This is a genomic window from Ponticoccus litoralis (assembly GCF_039769985.1).
Classification (GTDB): Bacteria; Pseudomonadota; Alphaproteobacteria; order Rhodobacterales; family Rhodobacteraceae; genus Ponticoccus; species Ponticoccus litoralis.
Genome location: NZ_JBDNCH010000004.1, coordinates 31,980 through 48,501 on the forward strand (window position 1 = coordinate 31,980; position 16,522 = coordinate 48,501).

The following is a 16,522-nucleotide window of genomic DNA, read 5'->3' on the forward strand; positions in this document are numbered from 1 at the left end:
AACCGATCCATGCAAGCTGCACCCAGACCCGGTCGGTTGCACCACTCCGAGGACAAACCATGAAGAACATCGACGTTTCCACCCGCCGCGATGCCGCTATCTCGCGAGGCGTCGGCATGCAGACCCAGATCTATGTCGAGCGCGCCAAGAACGCCGAGGTCTGGGACATCGAGGGCGACCGTTACATCGATTTCGCCGCCGGAATCGCGGTGGTCAACACCGGGCATTGCCATCCCAAGGTGATGGAGGCCGTCCGCACGCAGACCGAGGCTTTTACCCACACCTGCCACCAGGTTCTGCCCTACGAGAACTACATCCGTCTGGCCGAGCGGCTGAACGCCAAGGTGCCGGGTGACTTCGACAAGAAGACGGTTTTCGTGACCACCGGGGCCGAGGCCGTCGAGAACGCCATCAAGGTGGCGCGCGCCGCGACGGGACGTGCCGGCCATCATCGCCTTCGGCGGCGGCTTTCATGGCCGCACCTTCATGGGCATGAGCCTGACCGGCAAGGTTGCGCCCTACAAAAAGGGCTTCGGCGCCATGATGCCCGATGTGTTCCATGTGCCGTTCCCCGTCGAACTGCATGGGGTGAGCACCGCCGATGCCCTGAAGGGGATCGAAAAGCTCTTCAAGGCCGACCTCGATCCCGAGCGCGTGGCGGCGATTATCCTCGAACCGGTGCAGGGCGAGGGCGGTTTCTACCCGGCCCCCGCCGAGCTGATGCGCGCGCTGCGTTCCCTGTGTGACACCCATGGCATCCTGCTGATCGCTGACGAGGTGCAAACCGGCTTCGCCCGCACCGGCAGGCTCTTCGCCATGGAAGGCTATGACGTCTGCGCCGACATCACGACAATGGCCAAGGGGCTGGCGGGCGGGCTGCCGCTGGCTGCCGTCACAGGCCGTGCAGAGGTCATGGACGCCGCCGCTCCCGGGGGTCTCGGCGGCACCTATGGTGGTAACCCGTTGGGGATTTCTGCCGCCCATGCCGTGCTGGACGTGATCGAGGAAGAGGACCTCTGCCAGCGCGCCAACGATCTTGGCGCGCGGCTGAAACAGCGCCTGAACGCCATCCAGAGCCGCGTGCCCGAGCTGATCGACGTGCGCGGCCCGGGCTTCATGATCGCGGCTGAGTTCAATACCGCAGACGGCACCGCGCCGAACCCCGAGATGACCAACGCGATCCGTGCCGAGGCGCTGTCGCGCGGGCTGGTGCTGCTGACCTGCGGTGTCTACGGCAACGTGATCCGCTTTCTCGCGCCACTGACCATTCCGGATGATGTCTTTGTCGAAGCCCTCGACATTCTCGAGGCATCGATCGATGCCGTGAAAGGGGCCTGACATGAAGGACATGATGTCTTTGTCGCTGCACGACCCGAGTCTGCTGGAAACCCGCGCCTACGTGAATGGCAACTGGATCGACGGAAGCGGGACATTCGAGGTCTGCGACCCGGCCACGGGCCGCCTGATCGCACGGGTCGCCGATCTGGATGTCGGGGCGACGGCAATGGCGGTGGAGGCCGCCCATGCCGCCGGTCCCGGCTGGGCCGCGATGACCGGCAAGGAACGCGCGGCTATCCTGCGGCGCTGGCACGATCTGATGATCGAAAACGCCGATGATCTCGCCACGATCCTCACCGCCGAAATGGGTAAGCCCTGGCCCGAGGCCCGCGGTGAAATCCTCTACGGCGCCTCGTTCATCGAGTGGTTTGCCGAAGAGGCCAAACGTGTCTACGGCGATGTCATCCCCGGCCACCAGCGCGACAAGCGCATCTTCGTGCTGAAACAGCCCGTCGGCGTGGTTGGCTCGATCACGCCTTGGAATTTCCCGAATGCGATGATCGCGCGCAAGGTGGCGCCCGCGCTGGCCGCAGGCTGCACCTTCGTGGCGCGCCCGACCGAACTGACCCCGTTGTCTGCGCTTGCCATGGCGGTGCTGGGCGAGCGCGCGGGCATTCCGGCGGGTGTTTTCAACGTTGTGCCCTCGACGGATGCGGCGGGCGTCGGAAAAGAGCTTTGCGCGAATCCGAAGGTGCGCAAGATCACTTTCACCGGCTCGACCCGCGTGGGCAAACTGTTGATGGAGCAGGCCGCCAGCACGATCAAGAAGGTCTCGCTCGAGCTTGGCGGCAACGCGCCGTTCCTCGTCTTCGACGACGCCGATCTCGATGCTGCCGTCGAGGGGGCGATGATCGCCAAGTTCCGCAACAACGGTCAGACCTGCGTCTGCGCGAACCGGATCTACGTGCAATCCGCAATCTACGATGTCTTCGCCGAAAAGCTCAGGGCAGCCGTGCAGGCGCTGCGCGTCGGCAATGGCTTCGACGCGGGTGTGACCACGGGGCCGCTGATCAACCGGGCCGCGCTGAAAAAGGTGGAAGCACATATCTCGGATGCGGTCGGAAAGGGCGCGCAGGTCATCACCGGGGGCAATCGGATGAAGGCTGGCGATACCTTCTTCGAACCCACCGTGCTGCGCGACGTCAGCCGCGACATGCTCGTCTGCCGGGAAGAAACATTCGGGCCGCTGGCCGCATTGGTCCGGTTCGAAACCGAAGACGATGTGATCGACATGGCCAACGACACCGAATTCGGTCTGGCCGCGTATTTCTACGCCAATGACCTGTCGCGTGTCTGGCGGGTGGCCGAGGCGTTGGAAAGCGGGATGGTCGGTGTGAATACCGGGTTGATTTCCACCGAGGTGGCGCCGTTCGGAGGGATCAAGCAATCGGGCCTGGGCCGGGAAGGCTCTAAATACGGGATCGAGGATTTTCTTGAGATCAAGAATATCTGCATCGGCGGACTTGGCGCGACCGGCAAGTAGAGCTTTCACAACTCTGCCTATGCGATTGTAAGGGGACAAAAATTTCCGCTTAGAATTCGCCCTTTTCCTCCCTGTGGGCGACCAACTGGCGGCATCGCACCCCTCGGTGCCGCCACCTTTTCCGGCGAGGCTTGAGAAACCGACCCCGAAAAAGACCGCGACTTTGACATGCACGGTTCGGGTGGGGGGTATGGTGAGCATGGGCTCCAGGATATCCTTGAGTTTCAGATCCTCCTTCGCCTCCCGGTTGCCGACTGCTGCAAAGAGTGGTCGCGGCGGCCCTTCACCTTGCGCACCGTGTTCCGCGATCCTCGCAGCTCCCGGCAGATCTGCTTGATCGACGTCCTGCCCTGAGAATACGCCCGCCGGATCTTCGCTATCGTCTCCACGACCAAAATCCCACACTGTGCTCCCCGACAACTTCGGGGGCATTATCCGCATCAGTGCAAAGGTGGCGTTTCTGGACGCCGATCCCCCCTCTGAGGAGTCAAAATTGCACGCCGGTTCACATGGGGACGTCTCGCCAGCGCAGATCATAGCGATTGGTGAAGGTAATCGCGCCCAGAACAGGCTTGTCGTGCGATTTCGGGAAGACAGGGGCAAGCCCGGCCATCTGCGTGTCGGTCGGCCAGTAAAGGTCGCTCATATCACTGCCCCGTTTCCCGAGCCGTGAGCCACGCAGCACATCGAAAGCCCATTCATCCTGACCCTGGGGGGTAGACCATTATGCATGTTGCAATAGTGCGCCCGTATATGCGTGCTTTGGCGCATGCATGACGTGGTTTCTTTGACCAAATTCCTTCAACTCGCCACGCTGCAAAACAGCAATTTTATGGGACACCTTTCCGATCACCGAGAGATCGTGAGAGATAAATACGCAGGTGAGGCCACGTTGTCTCTGAACCCGAAGAAGCATGTCCAAGACTTTGTTTTGTATTGTTACGTCTAGGGCAGATGTGACTTCATCACAGATCAATAACTCGGGTTCGGCAGCCAGGGCGCGGCAGATCGCAATCCTTTGTTGCTGTCCGCCCGACAGTTCGCGGGGGAAGCGGCCCAGCACGTCGGGTGCGAGGTCCATCTCGGCCAGAAGCGCCACCACGGCCTCCTGCGCGGCGGGGCGGGTCTCGCCGAAGTACAGTTCGCGCGGACGGGTCAGGATGTCGCGCACGGGCTGGGACGGGTTGAGCGAGGACAGAGGGTCTTGAAACACCACCTGCACCCGCCGCCGCAGGGCAGGGGGGCGCGTGACTGCCTTGCCGTCGAGCGCGACGCCGTCGAAGGTGATCTCGCCGCTATGGCCACCGATGACGCCAGAGATCAGATTGGCCAAAGTCGATTTTCCTGATCCGCTTTCTCCGACAATGCCAATGGTTTGGCCGCGATCAATGGCAAGGGAAATCTTGTTCAGGGTCGGCGGGGTCGTCTTCTTGCGCGCAAAGATCCCGCGAGCGGTCTCGAAGCGGAAGGACAGGTCGCGGATGACCAGTCCGGTCGTGGATGTGTCCGCCGCAGGGGGCTCTGGCCCTCTTTCCGAGATGCGCGGGATCGAGGCGATCAATTGGTGGGTATAGGGGTGTTCCGGGGCGTCAAAGACACGCGCGAGCCGCCCATATTCCACGATCCGTCCGGCCCGCATCACGGCGACCTTGGCGCACATGGCCTTGATCACATGCAGGTCGTGGCTGACGTAGATCAGCGTTGCGTCGATCTCCTGTTGCAACTCCTTGACCAGCTGCAGGACTTCGGCCTCCACGGTCTTGTCGAGCGCCGTGGTCGGCTCGTCGAGGATGATCAATTCGGGCGTGCCAATGAGGGCGGCGGCGATGACCACCCGTTGCCGTTGTCCGCCCGAAATCTCGTGCGGGTAGCGACCGACGATGGTGCCCGGATCGGGCAGGCCCGTGCGTTTGAGCAGCCAGACAACCCGCGCCAGCGCCTCGGGGCCGCGCAGATCGGTGTGCTGGCGGATCAACTCCAGAAGCTGATGGCCGATTTTCATGTGTGGCGTCAGCGAGGACAGCGGGTTTTGTGGCACCAGCGCCGCGCGCTTGCCGCGAAACTGCCGCAGGCCCTTGGGTGGCAGGGCAAACACATCCGTGCCACCCACCATGACGCGCCCGTGTGCCACCCGCGCGCCAGAGCGCATATAGCCCAGCAGCGCCCGGGCCAGCGTGGATTTCCCCGATCCGCTTTCCCCCACGATGCCGAGCGTGTCGCCGCGTGCCAGTGTAAGCGAGGCCCCCTGGACCGCGGGCAACTCTCGTCCCCCACCTGCGCGGTAGGAAATGTCCAGTTGGTCAATGAGGATGTGATTGCGTTTGCTGGTAAGGGTCATGCTGAAATCTCCGTTTCAGAGATGCCATAGGCGCGCGCCAGCCCGTCAACGGCGAAGTTGATGCCGATGATGAGCGACGAAAGCGCCAGCGCGGGGGCGATGAGGAACCAAGGGTCGGTAAAGATCACCGTCATGGCCTCTTGCACCATCAGGCCCCAGTCGGGCGTGGGCTGGCTGATGCCGAGGCCGAGAAAGGACAGGGCCGAGATCTTGAGCAGTGCAGAGGAGGTGCGGATGGCAAGCTCGACCGCCATGAGGCCCTTGAGGTTTGGTCCGATCTCGCGGAACAGGATGTGGGCGGCGCTTTCCCCGCGCAACTCTGCGGCGCGCACGAAGTCGAGCGCCGACAGGCCGATCGTCCTTGCGCGGATCACCCGAATAACGCCGGGCATGTAGACAATCGCCACCACGATGGAGAGCGACCAGATCTGCTTGCCGAAGGTCAGTACGAGGATGGCGATCAGCAGCAGTTCAGGCACCGACATGATCGTATCGGTAAGCCGCATCAGCGCATTGTCGCGCCAGCCGCCCCGATAGCCCGCCACGAGGCCGAGCGCCGTGCCGATCAGCACCGCCGCGCTCGCCCCGATCAGCGAGACCAGGAGCGCGACCCGCCCCCCGACATCAGGCGCGAGAGGTAATCCCGCCCGATCTGGTCGGTGCCGAGCCAGTGCGAGAACGAGGGCGGATGCAACCCGTCGGTGTGGATGGCCGAGATCGAATAGGGGGCGATGATAGGCGCCATGAGCGCCATGAAAAGGTGAATGCCCACCAGAACAAGGCCGATCATCGTCATCCGCGACTGCGCGGCGCGCGCAAGCAGGTTGGTCTTGGGCGCGGGGGAGAGGGCCGGCTCGACAAGGGGCAGGGCTGTCTCAGACATGGCGCGTCCTCCGTGCGCGTGGATCAAGCGCCAGTACGGAGACATCTGCGAGCAGGTTGCCGAAGATCACCGCAAAGGCAGCGAGGAATGTGATGGCCTGAACGGTCGGCACTTCGCGTTGCGAGATCGCGCGGACCAGTTCCAGCCCGATACCCGGAAACTTGAAGACCGCCTCGATCACGACGACGCCCGAAATGATCCCCGCGACGAATTGCGCGGTGCCGTTGAGCATGGGGATGAGGGCTGCGGGCAGGGCATGGACGAGGATCAGGCGCCATTCGGGAATGCCCGAGAGCCGCGCGCGTTCGATGTATTCGCTGCCCAGGGCGTCCTCCATGCCGACACGGACAAGGCGGAACTGATAGGCCACGCCCGAAACAACAAGCGCCAGCACGGGCAGGACCGACACGGCGAGAATACGCGCGGCGGGATCGCTTTCGGATATGAGAAGGATCGCAGGCGCAATGCCCAGTTGCAGGGCGAAGACCACGATGAAGATATTGGCCACCACAAAATCGGGCATGGAATAGGTAAACAGCGTTGCGCCAGACACAAAGCCGTCGAGTTTTCCCCCTGGATTGAGGGCGGCGAGCACGCCGAGACTGACAGCCACCGCCGGGGTGATGACAAGTGCGACGCAGGCCATCAGCAGCGAGTTGAGGCCCGGATGGTAGATCGTGTCCACCACGGGTTCCCGAGTGAGGATGGTTTCCCCGAAGTCGAATGTGACCAGATCGCGAAACATGGCCAGAAACCGCACCAGTGCGGGTTGATCGAGGCCAAGCTCGGCGCGCATGCGGGCGAAGTCCTCGGCGGTGTAATAGATGCGTTCGTCCTTGGGGATCGTCGCTTCGAGCGCGTCCCCCGGCAGGATTTCCGTGCCCAGAAACACCAGCCCCGCAACGAGGAACAGGATCAGCCCCGAAAGTGCCATTCGGCTCGATATCATGGAAAGGATACGGTTCATTATTGTTCCCGATCTGTGACGCTAAAGGGCCGCCACCGCACGGAAGGCGCGGTGGCGGCAGGGTTCGGCCTTAGCTGTCGATCCAGATGTATTCGAAACGCGAGGACCAGTTCTGGCTGTGGCTGCGCGCGTTTTTGACGTTCGGGGCATGGGCGACCATGTTGCGGCGACCTCCGAGCATGATGCCCGGCACCTCCTCTTGAAGGATGCGCTGTGCGTCTTGATACATCTTCAGGCGCAGGCTCGCGTCCTTCTCGCCGACGCTACCGTGTTGACGAGGCGCGAATATTCCTCTGCACTTGCGCCCACCCAATCGGCATTCTCGCTACGTTGGAAGTCCGCGCGGCTGAGGTTGATGAAGGGGTTTCGCGGCCCGACGAGGTTGCGGTGCGGGCGACCGAAGGGGGCGTTGACCGAGTCCACATAGGGGCTGAAGCCGTCGCAGGGGCGCTCTTCGAAGACGATCTCGATCCCTGCTTCGGCGAGGCTTTCGGAGACGATCGGATAGATGCGCGGCTCTTCGGGGAAGTTCGGGCAGAAGGCAATCGCGGGCAACTTGATGCCGTCGGGATGGCCCGCCTCGGCCAGAAGTGCGCGGGCCTGCTTCACGTCACGCTCAACGGGGCGGGCCACGAATTCCGGGTTCACGCCCGACATATGCGAGTCATTGCCCGTCCAGCCGCTTGCGTCGCGATAGACGATCTCGTTGACCTTCTTGCGATCGATGGCCAGCGACATGGCCTTGCGGATGCGCTGGTCGTTCCACGGGATGTTCAGGTTCTTGGGCAGGTTGATGTAGAACTGGTCGCCCGCCGCAGAGGCGTGGATCCGCGCGCCCGCATCCTCGAACTGCTCGATCTGGCCCGGGTCGATGTTCCACACCGCGTTGAGCTGACCCGAGCGGAAGCCGTTGATCGCGCTGTTGCCCGGGGTGATCACGCCGCGCACCTCATCAAGGAACGGCCCCGTACCCATCCAGTAGTCGTCGTTGCGCACCGCGCGGAACTGGCGCGCATTGTCGATCTCGACGAGTTTGAACGGCCCCGTGCCGATGCCGTCATAACCGATCTCGTCGGGGTTCTCTTTCGCCTTCATGACCACCGCGCGGTATTCGGCCAGCGCATAGGGGAATTCGGCGTTCGGCTGCACCAGATGAAAGCGGACCCCGTATTTGCCCAGCTTCTCGGTGCGCGCGACATTGGCGCGCAACAGGCCGACACCGCCGCCCATGTGCAGGTTCATCGAGGCGACAACGTCATCCGCCGTCATCTCGGTGCCATCATGGAACATCACGCCCTCATGCAGCGTCGCGTCCCAGACATCCATCGTGTCATTGGCGGTCAGCGTGCGGGCAAGTTCCAGTTGCAGGTTGAAATCCTCATCCACCCACGTGAGCGTGTTCCATACGGAACGGGTCAGGAGGTCGAGCCAGTAATAGGGGTGCGCGCCGCGATTGGACTGGCCAAGCGCCCAGTTGGGGTAGGTCTGGCCGTAGACCAGCGTGCCGCCCGTCTTCGGCGTCTGGCCTGCGAGCATGTCGGAGACTATCGAGGGGGTCGAGGCGAAGGCCTTGGTCGGGTCGAGAAGGTGGGAAAGGCCAAGCACAGTGGCGCCTGCGGTGGCCTGTTGCAGGAAACGTCGGCGTGTCAGTTGTGTCATGTCGAACTCTGTGAGGTGTGAACGTTGCGGGTCCACTCACCCCCTTGGCATGAAGTTTTTGTAATAACCCTCCTCCCGAATGCTGATCGTTACAAAGCCTTGGCACACAGTTGTTGACTGTGCGGAGCGGGGTGCTTCGCGCGCCCTTGCCAATGCACGGACAGCGTTCACGGAGGATCGTCTTGGGCCCTCAGGACTGGAAAAAGGTCGAAGCCCTTCTGCGCAAGCAAATCGAAGCGCAGCAGCTGAAACCTGGCACGGCGCTGCCGTCTCTCAATGCGCTTGCGCGGACGCATGGGGTCTCCCGACATGCGGCGCGGCGGGCCATCGAACGCCTGCGCGAGACAGGTCATGTGCAAAGCTGGCATGGGCGGGGGAGCTATGTCTGCGAGCCGCAGGTTGTCTACCAGATCAGTTCGCGCACCCGTTTTTGCGTGAATATCCAGAGGATTGGCCGCGGTGGGGGCACATGCTGCCTGTCTACGGGTCAGGTGCGTGCGACGGGTTTCGTGGCCAAGGGCCTCGGCCTGCGCAGTGGCGATCCTGTGCTGCGCGCGACCCTTTTACGCGAGATCGACGGACGCCCCGCGATGTTTGCGCGCCACTACTATGCCCCTGCGAAATTCGCGGGCATCCTCGACATTCTGGAGGCAGGCGGCAGCGTGACTGAGGCGCTTGCTGCCTTTAAGGTTACAGATTTCCGCCGCGACGAGACAACCATCGCCACGCGCCTGCCCCGCCCGACCGAGAGCATGGCGCTTGAGATCGGGCGTGCGCAGCCTGTTCTGGTGACGCGTGGGGTGAACATCGACAAATACGGCGCGCGGATCGAGGTTTCTGAAGCGGTGTGTCGCGGCGATGTGGTGACGCTGGCGGTGTGACGGGGAGGGGCAGGCCGCACGCACAATCGCGCGCACAATCGCACACACAGTCGGGCACTGTGCGCGAAGGTTTTGGAACAATCCGCCCCTTTTGCAGACGCCTGTGATTTCCCTGTGCGCGGTGAAGGTTAGCGTGGCGGCACCGCAACATCAGGAGAGACCGATGCTCGCAGCATTCGAGGCACAGGGCCGCTTTTTCAAAGGCAACATCCACGGCCATTCCAACAGGTCAGACGGGGCCCTTTCGCCCGAGGAGGTCTGTCGCCGCTACAAGGGCGCAGGCTATGATTTCATCGCGCTCACCGATCACTTCCTGCCCGCGTATGATTTCCCGATCACCGACACGCGGGCCCTTCGAACTGACGGTTTCACCACCATTCTGGGCGCAGAGGTCCACGCGCCGGCGACAGAACTGGGAGAGATTTGGCACATCCTCGCGGTTGGTTTGCCGATAGATTTTGCGCAAACGGGCGAAAATGAAACGGGCGTCGAACTGGCAAGGCGCTGTGTCGAGGCAGGGGCCTTTGTGGCGATCGCGCATCCGCAATGGTATCAGCTTTCGCTCGCCGACGGGATGAACCTGGACTGCGCCCATGCGATTGAAATGTACAACCACACAAGCCTCGTGAACGCTGACCGGGGCGATGGCGCGGAACTGTGCGACGCGCTTTTGAACGAAGGCAAACGCCTGGGCTGCATTGCCGTCGATGACAGCCATTGGAAAACCGACGACGCCTTTGGCGGCTGGGTCATGGTGAAGGCGGAAGAGAACAGCGATACGGCGCTCCTCGCCGCGCTGAAAGCGGGGCGCTACTACGCGACGCAAGGGCCTGAAATCATGCACATCGAGCGGGATGGCGACGAGATTGTGATAGAATGCTCACCCGCGACCTCCATCATTCTCCTGGGCAAGGCATCCGCAAATGTTGGTGTTCGTGGTGACGGTCTAACCGCCGCGCGGCTCCCGCTGGCCAGGTTTTCCGGCGGATGGTGCCGTCTGGTTGTCGTTGACAAGGACGGCAAGCGCGCGTGGTCAAACCCGCTCTGGCCGTGAAGTAGCTTCCACGGCCCGGCCACACAGCAAGCGAAGGACCCGACTGGGACACTGCCGGATCGTGGGAACCGGCGGTGTTTTCCAGTTTCGTTCCGAAGCTTCTGGAGCGGGCCGGGCTGGTCTCGGCCCAAGAGGTCGAGGGCGACAGTCGTCGGTCGGGCTGGATGTGTTTCAAGTCGCTGTTCCGGGATGCGGTGGCAATCCCCCCGATCTTGGGGGATGCGGAAGTGGCGTTTTCTCGGCAGGATGAACGAGGAATCTCCGATGAAGAAGGCACGGCTTCACGGAAGCCCGGATCATGGGGGGCCGCGCCAGATTGAGGCCGACGTGCCTTCCGTCGAGCTGGGCCGCGAGCACGGGATGAGCAGGGCCACCCTGTACAAGGGGCGGGCCAAACAAGGCGGGATGGATGCGCCTGATTTCCGAGATGAAAGCGATGGCGGAGGAGAGCGGCTTCGAGTCCGAAATGACCGATGCTGCGGCGGCGTGAATGACGACTTTCTTGTTTCTGCTGACTGTGAGTGTCGGTAGAGATTTTGCCATTGGCTTGCTCTGAGCACAGCCGACACCATAGTTTCGTCCATAGACTGGCGGTAGAGGATGTTGGATTTGCTCAAGACATATTGTGGAGGTTGCCATTGTGGCGGACTCGCGTTCGAGGCCGCCATTGATTTTTCCGAAGGGACTAGCCGATGCAATTGCACCTTCTGCCGGAAAACACGAAACTGGACTGCGGCAACAACTCCGGAGCATTTTCGGATCACACAAGGTGGAAAGCTCATCCGGAAGTATGATGCCACTGATCAGGGAGGCAATTATCACTGTTTTTGTTCAATATGCGGCGTGCGGTTGTTTAGTGAGGGTGACATCCCTGAATTGGGAGGCGCTTATGTTACTGTGGCAATTGCGGCACTCGACGATGCAAGTATTGAAGAGCTGAAATCTGCGCCGATTACTTGGATGGATGGTTTGCACGACAATTGGTTCAGCCCACCGCAGGAAACTGAGCACCTGTAGAATTGTAAGTCAGTGCTGTTCGTGAGGTCGGGCGATGGGTGCGCGACCACTTGAGTTTTGCCAAAGGTCACAAGCGTTCCAGTTGGCCTGACCGAGGCGGGCAAGCTGACCGCGGCCTTGGTCATGGCGCGCCAGAAATCAGGCGTGGCCGAGCTGCTGAAACAGGTGGCCAAGCGGATGGCAGCCGAGGCGGCGGTCAAGAAGGCGGTCGAGGAAGCCGAGGAGGCGCTGACCGTGGCTACGCTGGCGAAATACCCCGAGCTGACGGCGGAAGAGATCCGCCCCTGGTGGTGGATGACAAATGGTTGAGCGACGTCGCGGATCTGATCGCAGCCGAGATCGTGGTGCGGTCCGAGCGGATGACGGCCCGGGTGCGGGAGCTGACAGAACGGTATGGGCAGATATTGCCGGAAGTGTCGGACGACGTGGAGATGCTCAGCGCAACGGTCTTTGCGCATCTTGAAACGATGGGGTGCGCGTGATGACGGCTTGCGATCTGGTCACCGACGCGAGCGTAGAGCAGCCGGACGAACGGCCCATGCGCATTGCCGCATCTTTCAACTCATTCATCACAAGCGGCTCTCGCGGCTGGGCGAAACACTACGCCGATCATGGCGATCCCTTCACGCGGATCACCAATCTGAAATGCCATAGGATCAAACCGGACGTGTCCGACCGGCAGCATGTAGCGTTGCCGGAACGCGAGAAAGAAGGGCTGCGCAGAGGTCTCAGGCATGATGCAAGACCTTTCGACCGGGCGGCTCACCGACGTGGCGCTACTCGAACCTTCGGCAGTTCGATCCCGGCGCACATGCCTTGGTCGCCCCCGCAGCAGTCCTCGATCAGGAAACGCACCAACCCGTTCACGGCGTCGAACCGGGGCGAATACAGCACCTCGCGGTGTTGCCGTTCGGTCTGGACCAGCCCCGCCCGTTTCAGAGTTGCGAGATGACCGGACAGGGTCGATGGCCTCAGGTCGAGCAGCCGGTACGACCTCCATCGCCGGCGTGCCCTTCGGCCCGCGCTGGACCAGGAGGCGGAAGATTTGCAGCCGTGTGTCGTGGGCAAGGGCGCCGAAGGCGTCGACGGCATCGTTCTGGTCCATAATTCGTCATTACGCGAAATGAGGGGTGTTGACAAGACGCGGGCCTGCCGTCTACCCAGAATTCAATTCGCAATTACGCGAAATGACGAATTCAAGATGCTGCCCAGTTCCGGAGACCCACAATGTCCGACACCTCCGCCGCGGCCCCGATGGGCCGCTTCGAAAGACTTCTGAGCCTCTGGGTCGCGCTTGCCATGGCGGTCGGCATCGCCATCGGCAGCCTGGCCCCGGGTGCCGTCGCAGCCATTGCCGAGGTCGAGGTCGCCTCGATCAACCTTGTGGTCGCCGTGCTGATCTGGGCGATGGTCTACCCGATGATGGTCAGCGTCGATTTCGGCGCCGTGGCCGGCGTCGCGCGCCAGCCCGAGGGCCTGCTGGTCACGCTCGTGGTGAACTGGCTGATCAAGCCGTTTACCATGGCCCTGCTTGCGGTGCTCTTCTTCGAGCACCTCTTCGCCCCATGGATCGCGCCCGAGGACGCGATGCAATACATCGCGGGGCTGATCCTGCTTGGCGCGGCTCCCTGCACCGCAATGGTCTTCGTCTGGAGCCAGCTGACCCGGGGTGACGCCACCTATACGCTGGTGCAGGTCTCGGTGAACGATCTCATCATGGTGGTGGCCTTCGCGCCGATCGTGGCCTTGCTGCTTGGCGTGACCGAGATCGCCGTGCCACGGGATACGCTGGTTCTGGCCACCGTGCTCTACGTCGTCCTGCCGCTGCTCGCAGGGCTGCTTACGCGCCGCGCACTGGGGTCAGAGGTGGCGATCTCGGCCTTCACTGCCCGCATCAAGCCGCTTTCGATGACCGGTCTCATCGCGACGGTTGCAATCCTCTTCGGTCTTCAGGGCGGGACAATCCTGTCGCGCCCCGGGGTGATCGCCCTGATCGCGGTGCCGATCGTGATCCAGAGCTACGGCATCTTTGCGCTGGCCTATGGCGCGGCCTGGTTTCTCAGGGTGCCGCATCGCATCGCCGCGCCCTGCGCGATGATTGGCACCTCGAACTTCTTCGAACTTGCCGTCGCGGTCGCCATCAGCCTGTTCGGATTGAACTCCGGGGCTGCGCTTGCCACGGTGGTGGGCGTGCTGGTCGAGGTGCCCGTCATGCTGTCCCTGGTCGCCTTCGCCAATCGGACCCGGTCACGCTTTCCCGAAGCCGAGCGCGGAGCCTGAGCCTTGGTTGTCACCCAACACGTTCCTGACGGCGGACCGCCGCGCCACGTGCCGCCCGAGTGTCTGCCGCGCCGAAGGGCATCCGCCCCTGCGCCCCTCCGAGACCCTGTTCGACCTGCCCGATCAGCGCCCGCCCGGGCCACAGGTCAAAGAGGGCGGGCGGATGGCTATGGATGAAACCGGAAACCGCAGGGGACCCTCCCCCGCGCCTCTCTGAAGCCAGCCTTGCGCCGATGATCCTGTCGCGCCGTTCCCGCGCGACAGGAACGTCCATGCCGCCCGGGCCGTACAGGGGCGCGATCCTCGCAGGGCGAAGCGGCCTCGACGCCCTGTTCCCGTTGCGCAATGATACGGCCAGCGCAGGGGGTGTCGGTGCCGGGCGACCATGTTCCGAAGAGCCAGCGGCACCCGCCTCAGCCAAAAGGAGATGAGCCGCATGGAAGCGACCCGGGCCGACCGCTTGAAGACCGTTGTCCTGTTCCTTGCCACGACCGGTCTTGTTGCTGGACTTGCGGCCCATGTTGCGGGCGAAACCGGCCTTGCGAGGGGACTCTGGATTGCCGGCGTTGTCCCGGCGCTCGCGGCGCTCTTGCTGGAGATCCTGCGCAGCCTGCGCTCCGGCGAAGTCGGTCTCGATATCGTTGCCGCGCTTTCCATGTCGGCGGCCCTTGTCTTCGGAGAGACCCTCGCCGCGGCGGTGGTCGCGGTGATGTATTCCGGCGGCACCTTCCTTGAGGCCTTCGCCGAGGGGCGGGCCCGGCGTGAAATGCACGACCTGCTGTCGCGCGTACCCCGGACCGCGACCCGGCACCGCAACGGCGGGCTGGAAGAGGTCGCGCTCGACGACATTGCGCAGGGCGACCGGCTTCTGATCCGGCAGGGCGACGTGGTGCCGGTGGATGGCACGGTGGCCTCCCAGACGGCCTTCGTCGACGCTTCGGCGTTGACGGGCGAGTCCCTGCCGGTGCGCCTGACCCGGGGCGCCGAGGCCATGAGCGGCTCTACAAACGCAGGCGAGGCGTTTGATCTGACGGCGATGCGCGCGGCGAAAGACAGCACCTATGCCGGGATCGTCCGGCTGGTCGAAGCGGCGCAGGCCTCGAAGGCGCCGATGTCGCGGCTGGCCGACCGCTGGTCGCTGGGGTTTCTGGTGGTCACGGTCAGCATTGCCGTCGCCGCGTGGTGGTTCACCGGCGATCCGATCCGGGCCGTCGCCGTGCTTGTCGTCGCCACACCCTGTCCGCTGATCCTCGCCGTGCCTGTGGCGCTGGTCGCGGGTCTCTCGCGCGCGGCGCAATTCGGTGTGCTGATCAAGGGCGCGGGGCCGCTCGAGACGATGGCGCGCATCCGCACGCTGATCCTCGACAAGACCGGCACCTTGACGGACGGTCGTCCGCAGATCGTCTCGATCGACAGCCACGGGGGCATGGCAGAAGGTGACATTCTGCGCCTTGCCGCGGCGCTCGACCAGGCGTCCAAGCATCCCGTGGCGCAGGCCATCGTTGCCGCCGCGCAGGCCCGGGGCTTCACGCTGCCGGTTCCGTCGGAGGTGGCGGAGATCCCGGGCGAAGGCGTCGTCGGCCATGTCGAGGGCCGAACGGTCCTCGTCGGCGGAGATGGCTTCGTTGCATCGCGCGTCGTAGGGCGGCCCGGCGATCATTCCGTCATCGCCGCCGGTTCGGTCCTCGTCGCCGTCGCCGTCGACGGCCAATTGGCAGGGCACCTGGTGATGTCCGACCCGCTGCGCGAGGGTGCGGGCGCCATGCTCGGGGGTCTGCGTCGCGAGGGGGTCGCGCGCATCCTGCTTGCCACCGGCGACCGTGCAGAGGTGGCCGAGCGCGTGACCGAGGGGCTTGGCCTCGACGGTCTGCGGGCCGGGCTGACGCCGGACCAGAAGGTTCTGCTGGTCCTCACCGAACGCAAGCACGGGCCGGTCATGATGGTGGGCGATGGCGTCAACGATGCGCCTGCCCCGGCGGCGGCCGATGTCGGTGTCGCCATGGGCGCACGGGGCGCGGCTGCCTCGGCCGAGGCGGCGGACGTGGTGCTTCTCGTGGATCGCATCGACCGGCTCGGGCCGGGGATCGAGATCGCGCGCGGCGCGCGGCGGATCGCGGTCGAAAGCGTCGTGGCAGGGATCGGCCTGTCGGTCATGGGCATGATCGCGGCTGCTTACGGGTATCTCACCCCGGTGCAGGGGGCGCTCTTGCAGGAGGTCATCGACGTCGCGGTGATCCTGAATGCGCTTCGGGCGCTGCGCATCGCGCCGCACCAGCCCGGCAGGCCGCAGCCAGAGGCTGTCTCTTCCGGGCAGGCCGATATCGCGCAAGGCGCCACGCCATGAGCGCCTCTCGGTTTCCGAAACCCGCAGGGAGCATCGCATCGGCTGGCTGAGCGCGACCGGTGATCGGGCCCGCGACGGAGCGGTGCCGACCGCAAGCCTCGCGGACGGCGGCGTCGCGGCGGACGGGTCTGCCGCTTGCGGCGGGCCTTCAATGCGCCCAGGCCGCAAGACGTCGCCGCGCCCTGACAGGTCTATGGCGGGCTTCATCACGCGCGGCAGGGGCGTCGGGTGGAACGGCTTACCGGGGAGGGGCCGGAACGGCCCGCGTCCGATGGCGC

The 16,522-nt window shown here is 63.8% G+C and carries 15 protein-coding genes and 2 pseudogenes; 9 read left to right on the forward strand and 8 right to left on the reverse strand.

Annotated elements, in window-relative coordinates; all coding sequences use genetic code 11:
* Nucleotides 1-59 precede the first annotated feature (59 nt).
* Together ABFB10_RS20810 and ABFB10_RS20815 are read left to right on the forward strand one after the other, a co-directional pair.
* A pseudogene (locus ABFB10_RS20810) lies at nt 60-1,338 on the forward strand (4-aminobutyrate--2-oxoglutarate transaminase).
* A gap of 1 nt (nt 1,339) precedes the next feature.
* A complete protein-coding gene (locus ABFB10_RS20815; RefSeq protein WP_347168163.1) occupies nt 1,340-2,821 on the forward strand; it encodes an NAD-dependent succinate-semialdehyde dehydrogenase in 1,482 nt (493 codons plus the stop codon).
* 505 nt (nt 2,822-3,326) lie between these two features.
* Here ABFB10_RS20815 and ABFB10_RS20820 read toward each other — a convergent pair.
* The 7 genes from ABFB10_RS20820 to ABFB10_RS20850 all read right to left on the reverse strand — a co-directional run bounded on the left by ABFB10_RS20820 (nt 3,327) and on the right by ABFB10_RS20850 (nt 8,668).
* A complete protein-coding gene (locus ABFB10_RS20820; RefSeq protein WP_430523057.1) occupies nt 3,327-3,467 on the reverse strand; it encodes a hypothetical protein in 141 nt (46 codons plus the stop codon).
* A gap of 78 nt (nt 3,468-3,545) precedes the next feature.
* The gene (locus ABFB10_RS20825) at nt 3,546-5,159 is read right to left on the reverse strand and encodes a dipeptide ABC transporter ATP-binding protein (protein ID WP_347168164.1); all 1,614 of its coding nucleotides are present in this window, start codon (nt 5,157-5,159) and stop codon (nt 3,546-3,548) included.
* Nucleotides 5,156-5,731, reverse strand: a complete 576-nt coding sequence (locus tag ABFB10_RS20830) for an ABC transporter permease (protein WP_347168165.1) — start codon at nt 5,729-5,731, stop codon at nt 5,156-5,158. Before ABFB10_RS20830 ends, ABFB10_RS20825 begins: the two co-directional genes overlap by 4 nt.
* A 17-nt stretch (nt 5,732-5,748) precedes the next feature.
* On the reverse strand, nt 5,749-6,042 hold the full coding sequence (locus ABFB10_RS20835; RefSeq protein ID WP_347168166.1) for a hypothetical protein: 294 nt from the start codon (nt 6,040-6,042) through the stop codon (nt 5,749-5,751).
* Nucleotides 6,035-6,976: an ABC transporter permease gene (locus ABFB10_RS20840; RefSeq protein ID WP_347168167.1), complete on the reverse strand. Its 942-nt coding sequence runs from the start codon at nt 6,974-6,976 to the stop codon at nt 6,035-6,037. Before ABFB10_RS20840 ends, ABFB10_RS20835 begins: the two co-directional genes overlap by 8 nt.
* Nucleotides 6,977-7,079: 103 nt before the next feature.
* Nucleotides 7,080-7,238 carry a hypothetical protein gene (locus ABFB10_RS20845; protein ID WP_347168168.1) on the reverse strand — a complete coding sequence of 53 codons (159 nt, stop codon included), beginning with the start codon at nt 7,236-7,238 and terminating at the stop codon, nt 7,080-7,082.
* A gap of 2 nt (nt 7,239-7,240) precedes the next feature.
* Nucleotides 7,241-8,668: an ABC transporter substrate-binding protein gene (locus tag ABFB10_RS20850; RefSeq protein WP_347168169.1), complete on the reverse strand. Its 1,428-nt coding sequence runs from the start codon at nt 8,666-8,668 to the stop codon at nt 7,241-7,243.
* A gap of 182 nt (nt 8,669-8,850) precedes the next feature.
* Between ABFB10_RS20850 and phnF the strand changes: the two genes are divergently transcribed.
* The 5 genes from phnF (at nt 8,851) to ABFB10_RS20880 (ending at nt 12,102) form a co-directional block, all read left to right on the forward strand.
* The gene (gene phnF / locus ABFB10_RS20855; RefSeq protein ID WP_347168170.1) at nt 8,851-9,549 is read left to right on the forward strand and encodes a phosphonate metabolism transcriptional regulator PhnF; all 699 of its coding nucleotides are present in this window, start codon (nt 8,851-8,853) and stop codon (nt 9,547-9,549) included.
* A 163-nt stretch (nt 9,550-9,712) separates the two neighbouring features.
* Entirely contained in the window at nt 9,713-10,603 is an 891-nt protein-coding gene (locus ABFB10_RS20860; RefSeq protein ID WP_347168171.1) for a CehA/McbA family metallohydrolase, read from the forward strand.
* 600 nt (nt 10,604-11,203) lie between these two features.
* Nucleotides 11,204-11,620: a GFA family protein gene (locus ABFB10_RS20870; RefSeq protein ID WP_347168172.1), complete on the forward strand. Its 417-nt coding sequence runs from the start codon at nt 11,204-11,206 to the stop codon at nt 11,618-11,620.
* A gap of 57 nt (nt 11,621-11,677) precedes the next feature.
* Complete coding sequence (locus ABFB10_RS20875) at nt 11,678-11,929, forward strand: hypothetical protein (protein ID WP_347168173.1); 252 nt, start codon at nt 11,678-11,680, stop codon at nt 11,927-11,929.
* Nucleotides 11,926-12,102, forward strand: a complete 177-nt coding sequence (locus ABFB10_RS20880; RefSeq protein WP_347168174.1) for a hypothetical protein — start codon at nt 11,926-11,928, stop codon at nt 12,100-12,102. Before ABFB10_RS20875 ends, ABFB10_RS20880 begins: the two co-directional genes overlap by 4 nt.
* 280 nt (nt 12,103-12,382) lie before the next feature.
* Here ABFB10_RS20880 and ABFB10_RS24315 read toward each other — a convergent pair.
* Nucleotides 12,383-12,725 (reverse strand): annotated as a pseudogene (locus ABFB10_RS24315) (ArsR/SmtB family transcription factor).
* Nucleotides 12,726-12,847: 122 nt separating this feature from the next.
* On the opposite strand from ABFB10_RS24315, the gene arsB reads away from it, so the two are divergent.
* Nucleotides 12,848-13,900, forward strand: coding sequence for an ACR3 family arsenite efflux transporter (arsB, locus tag ABFB10_RS20885; protein ID WP_347168175.1), 1,053 nt, complete (start codon nt 12,848-12,850; stop codon nt 13,898-13,900).
* Between the two features lie 436 nt (nt 13,901-14,336).
* Nucleotides 14,337-16,244 (forward strand): heavy metal translocating P-type ATPase, encoded by a 1,908-nt coding sequence (locus tag ABFB10_RS20890; RefSeq protein WP_347168176.1) that lies wholly within the window; start codon nt 14,337-14,339, stop codon nt 16,242-16,244.
* Nucleotides 16,245-16,522: the final 278 nt, after the last annotated feature.

Excerpts from the sequence above, each read along its gene's own strand:
- ABFB10_RS20815 (WP_347168163.1), top strand. The coding sequence starts at position 1,340 with ATGAAGGACATGATGTCTTTGTCGCTGCACGACCCGAGTCTGCTGGAA.
- ABFB10_RS20820 (WP_430523057.1), bottom strand. The coding sequence starts at position 3,467 with ATGAGCGACCTTTACTGGCCGACCGACACGCAGATGGCCGGGCTTGCC.
- ABFB10_RS20825 (WP_347168164.1), bottom strand. The coding sequence starts at position 5,159 with ATGACCCTTACCAGCAAACGCAATCACATCCTCATTGACCAACTGGAC.
- ABFB10_RS20835 (WP_347168166.1), bottom strand. The coding sequence starts at position 6,042 with ATGTCTGAGACAGCCCTGCCCCTTGTCGAGCCGGCCCTCTCCCCCGCG.
- ABFB10_RS20840 (WP_347168167.1), bottom strand. The coding sequence starts at position 6,976 with ATGGCACTTTCGGGGCTGATCCTGTTCCTCGTTGCGGGGCTGGTGTTT.
- ABFB10_RS20845 (WP_347168168.1), bottom strand. The coding sequence starts at position 7,238 with ATGTATCAAGACGCACAGCGCATCCTTCAAGAGGAGGTGCCGGGCATC.
- ABFB10_RS20850 (WP_347168169.1), bottom strand. The coding sequence starts at position 8,668 with ATGACACAACTGACACGCCGACGTTTCCTGCAACAGGCCACCGCAGGC.
- ABFB10_RS20860 (WP_347168171.1), top strand. The coding sequence starts at position 9,713 with ATGCTCGCAGCATTCGAGGCACAGGGCCGCTTTTTCAAAGGCAACATC.
- ABFB10_RS20870 (WP_347168172.1), top strand. The coding sequence starts at position 11,204 with ATGTTGGATTTGCTCAAGACATATTGTGGAGGTTGCCATTGTGGCGGA.
- arsB (WP_347168175.1), top strand. The coding sequence starts at position 12,848 with ATGTCCGACACCTCCGCCGCGGCCCCGATGGGCCGCTTCGAAAGACTT.
- ABFB10_RS20890 (WP_347168176.1), top strand. The coding sequence starts at position 14,337 with ATGGAAGCGACCCGGGCCGACCGCTTGAAGACCGTTGTCCTGTTCCTT.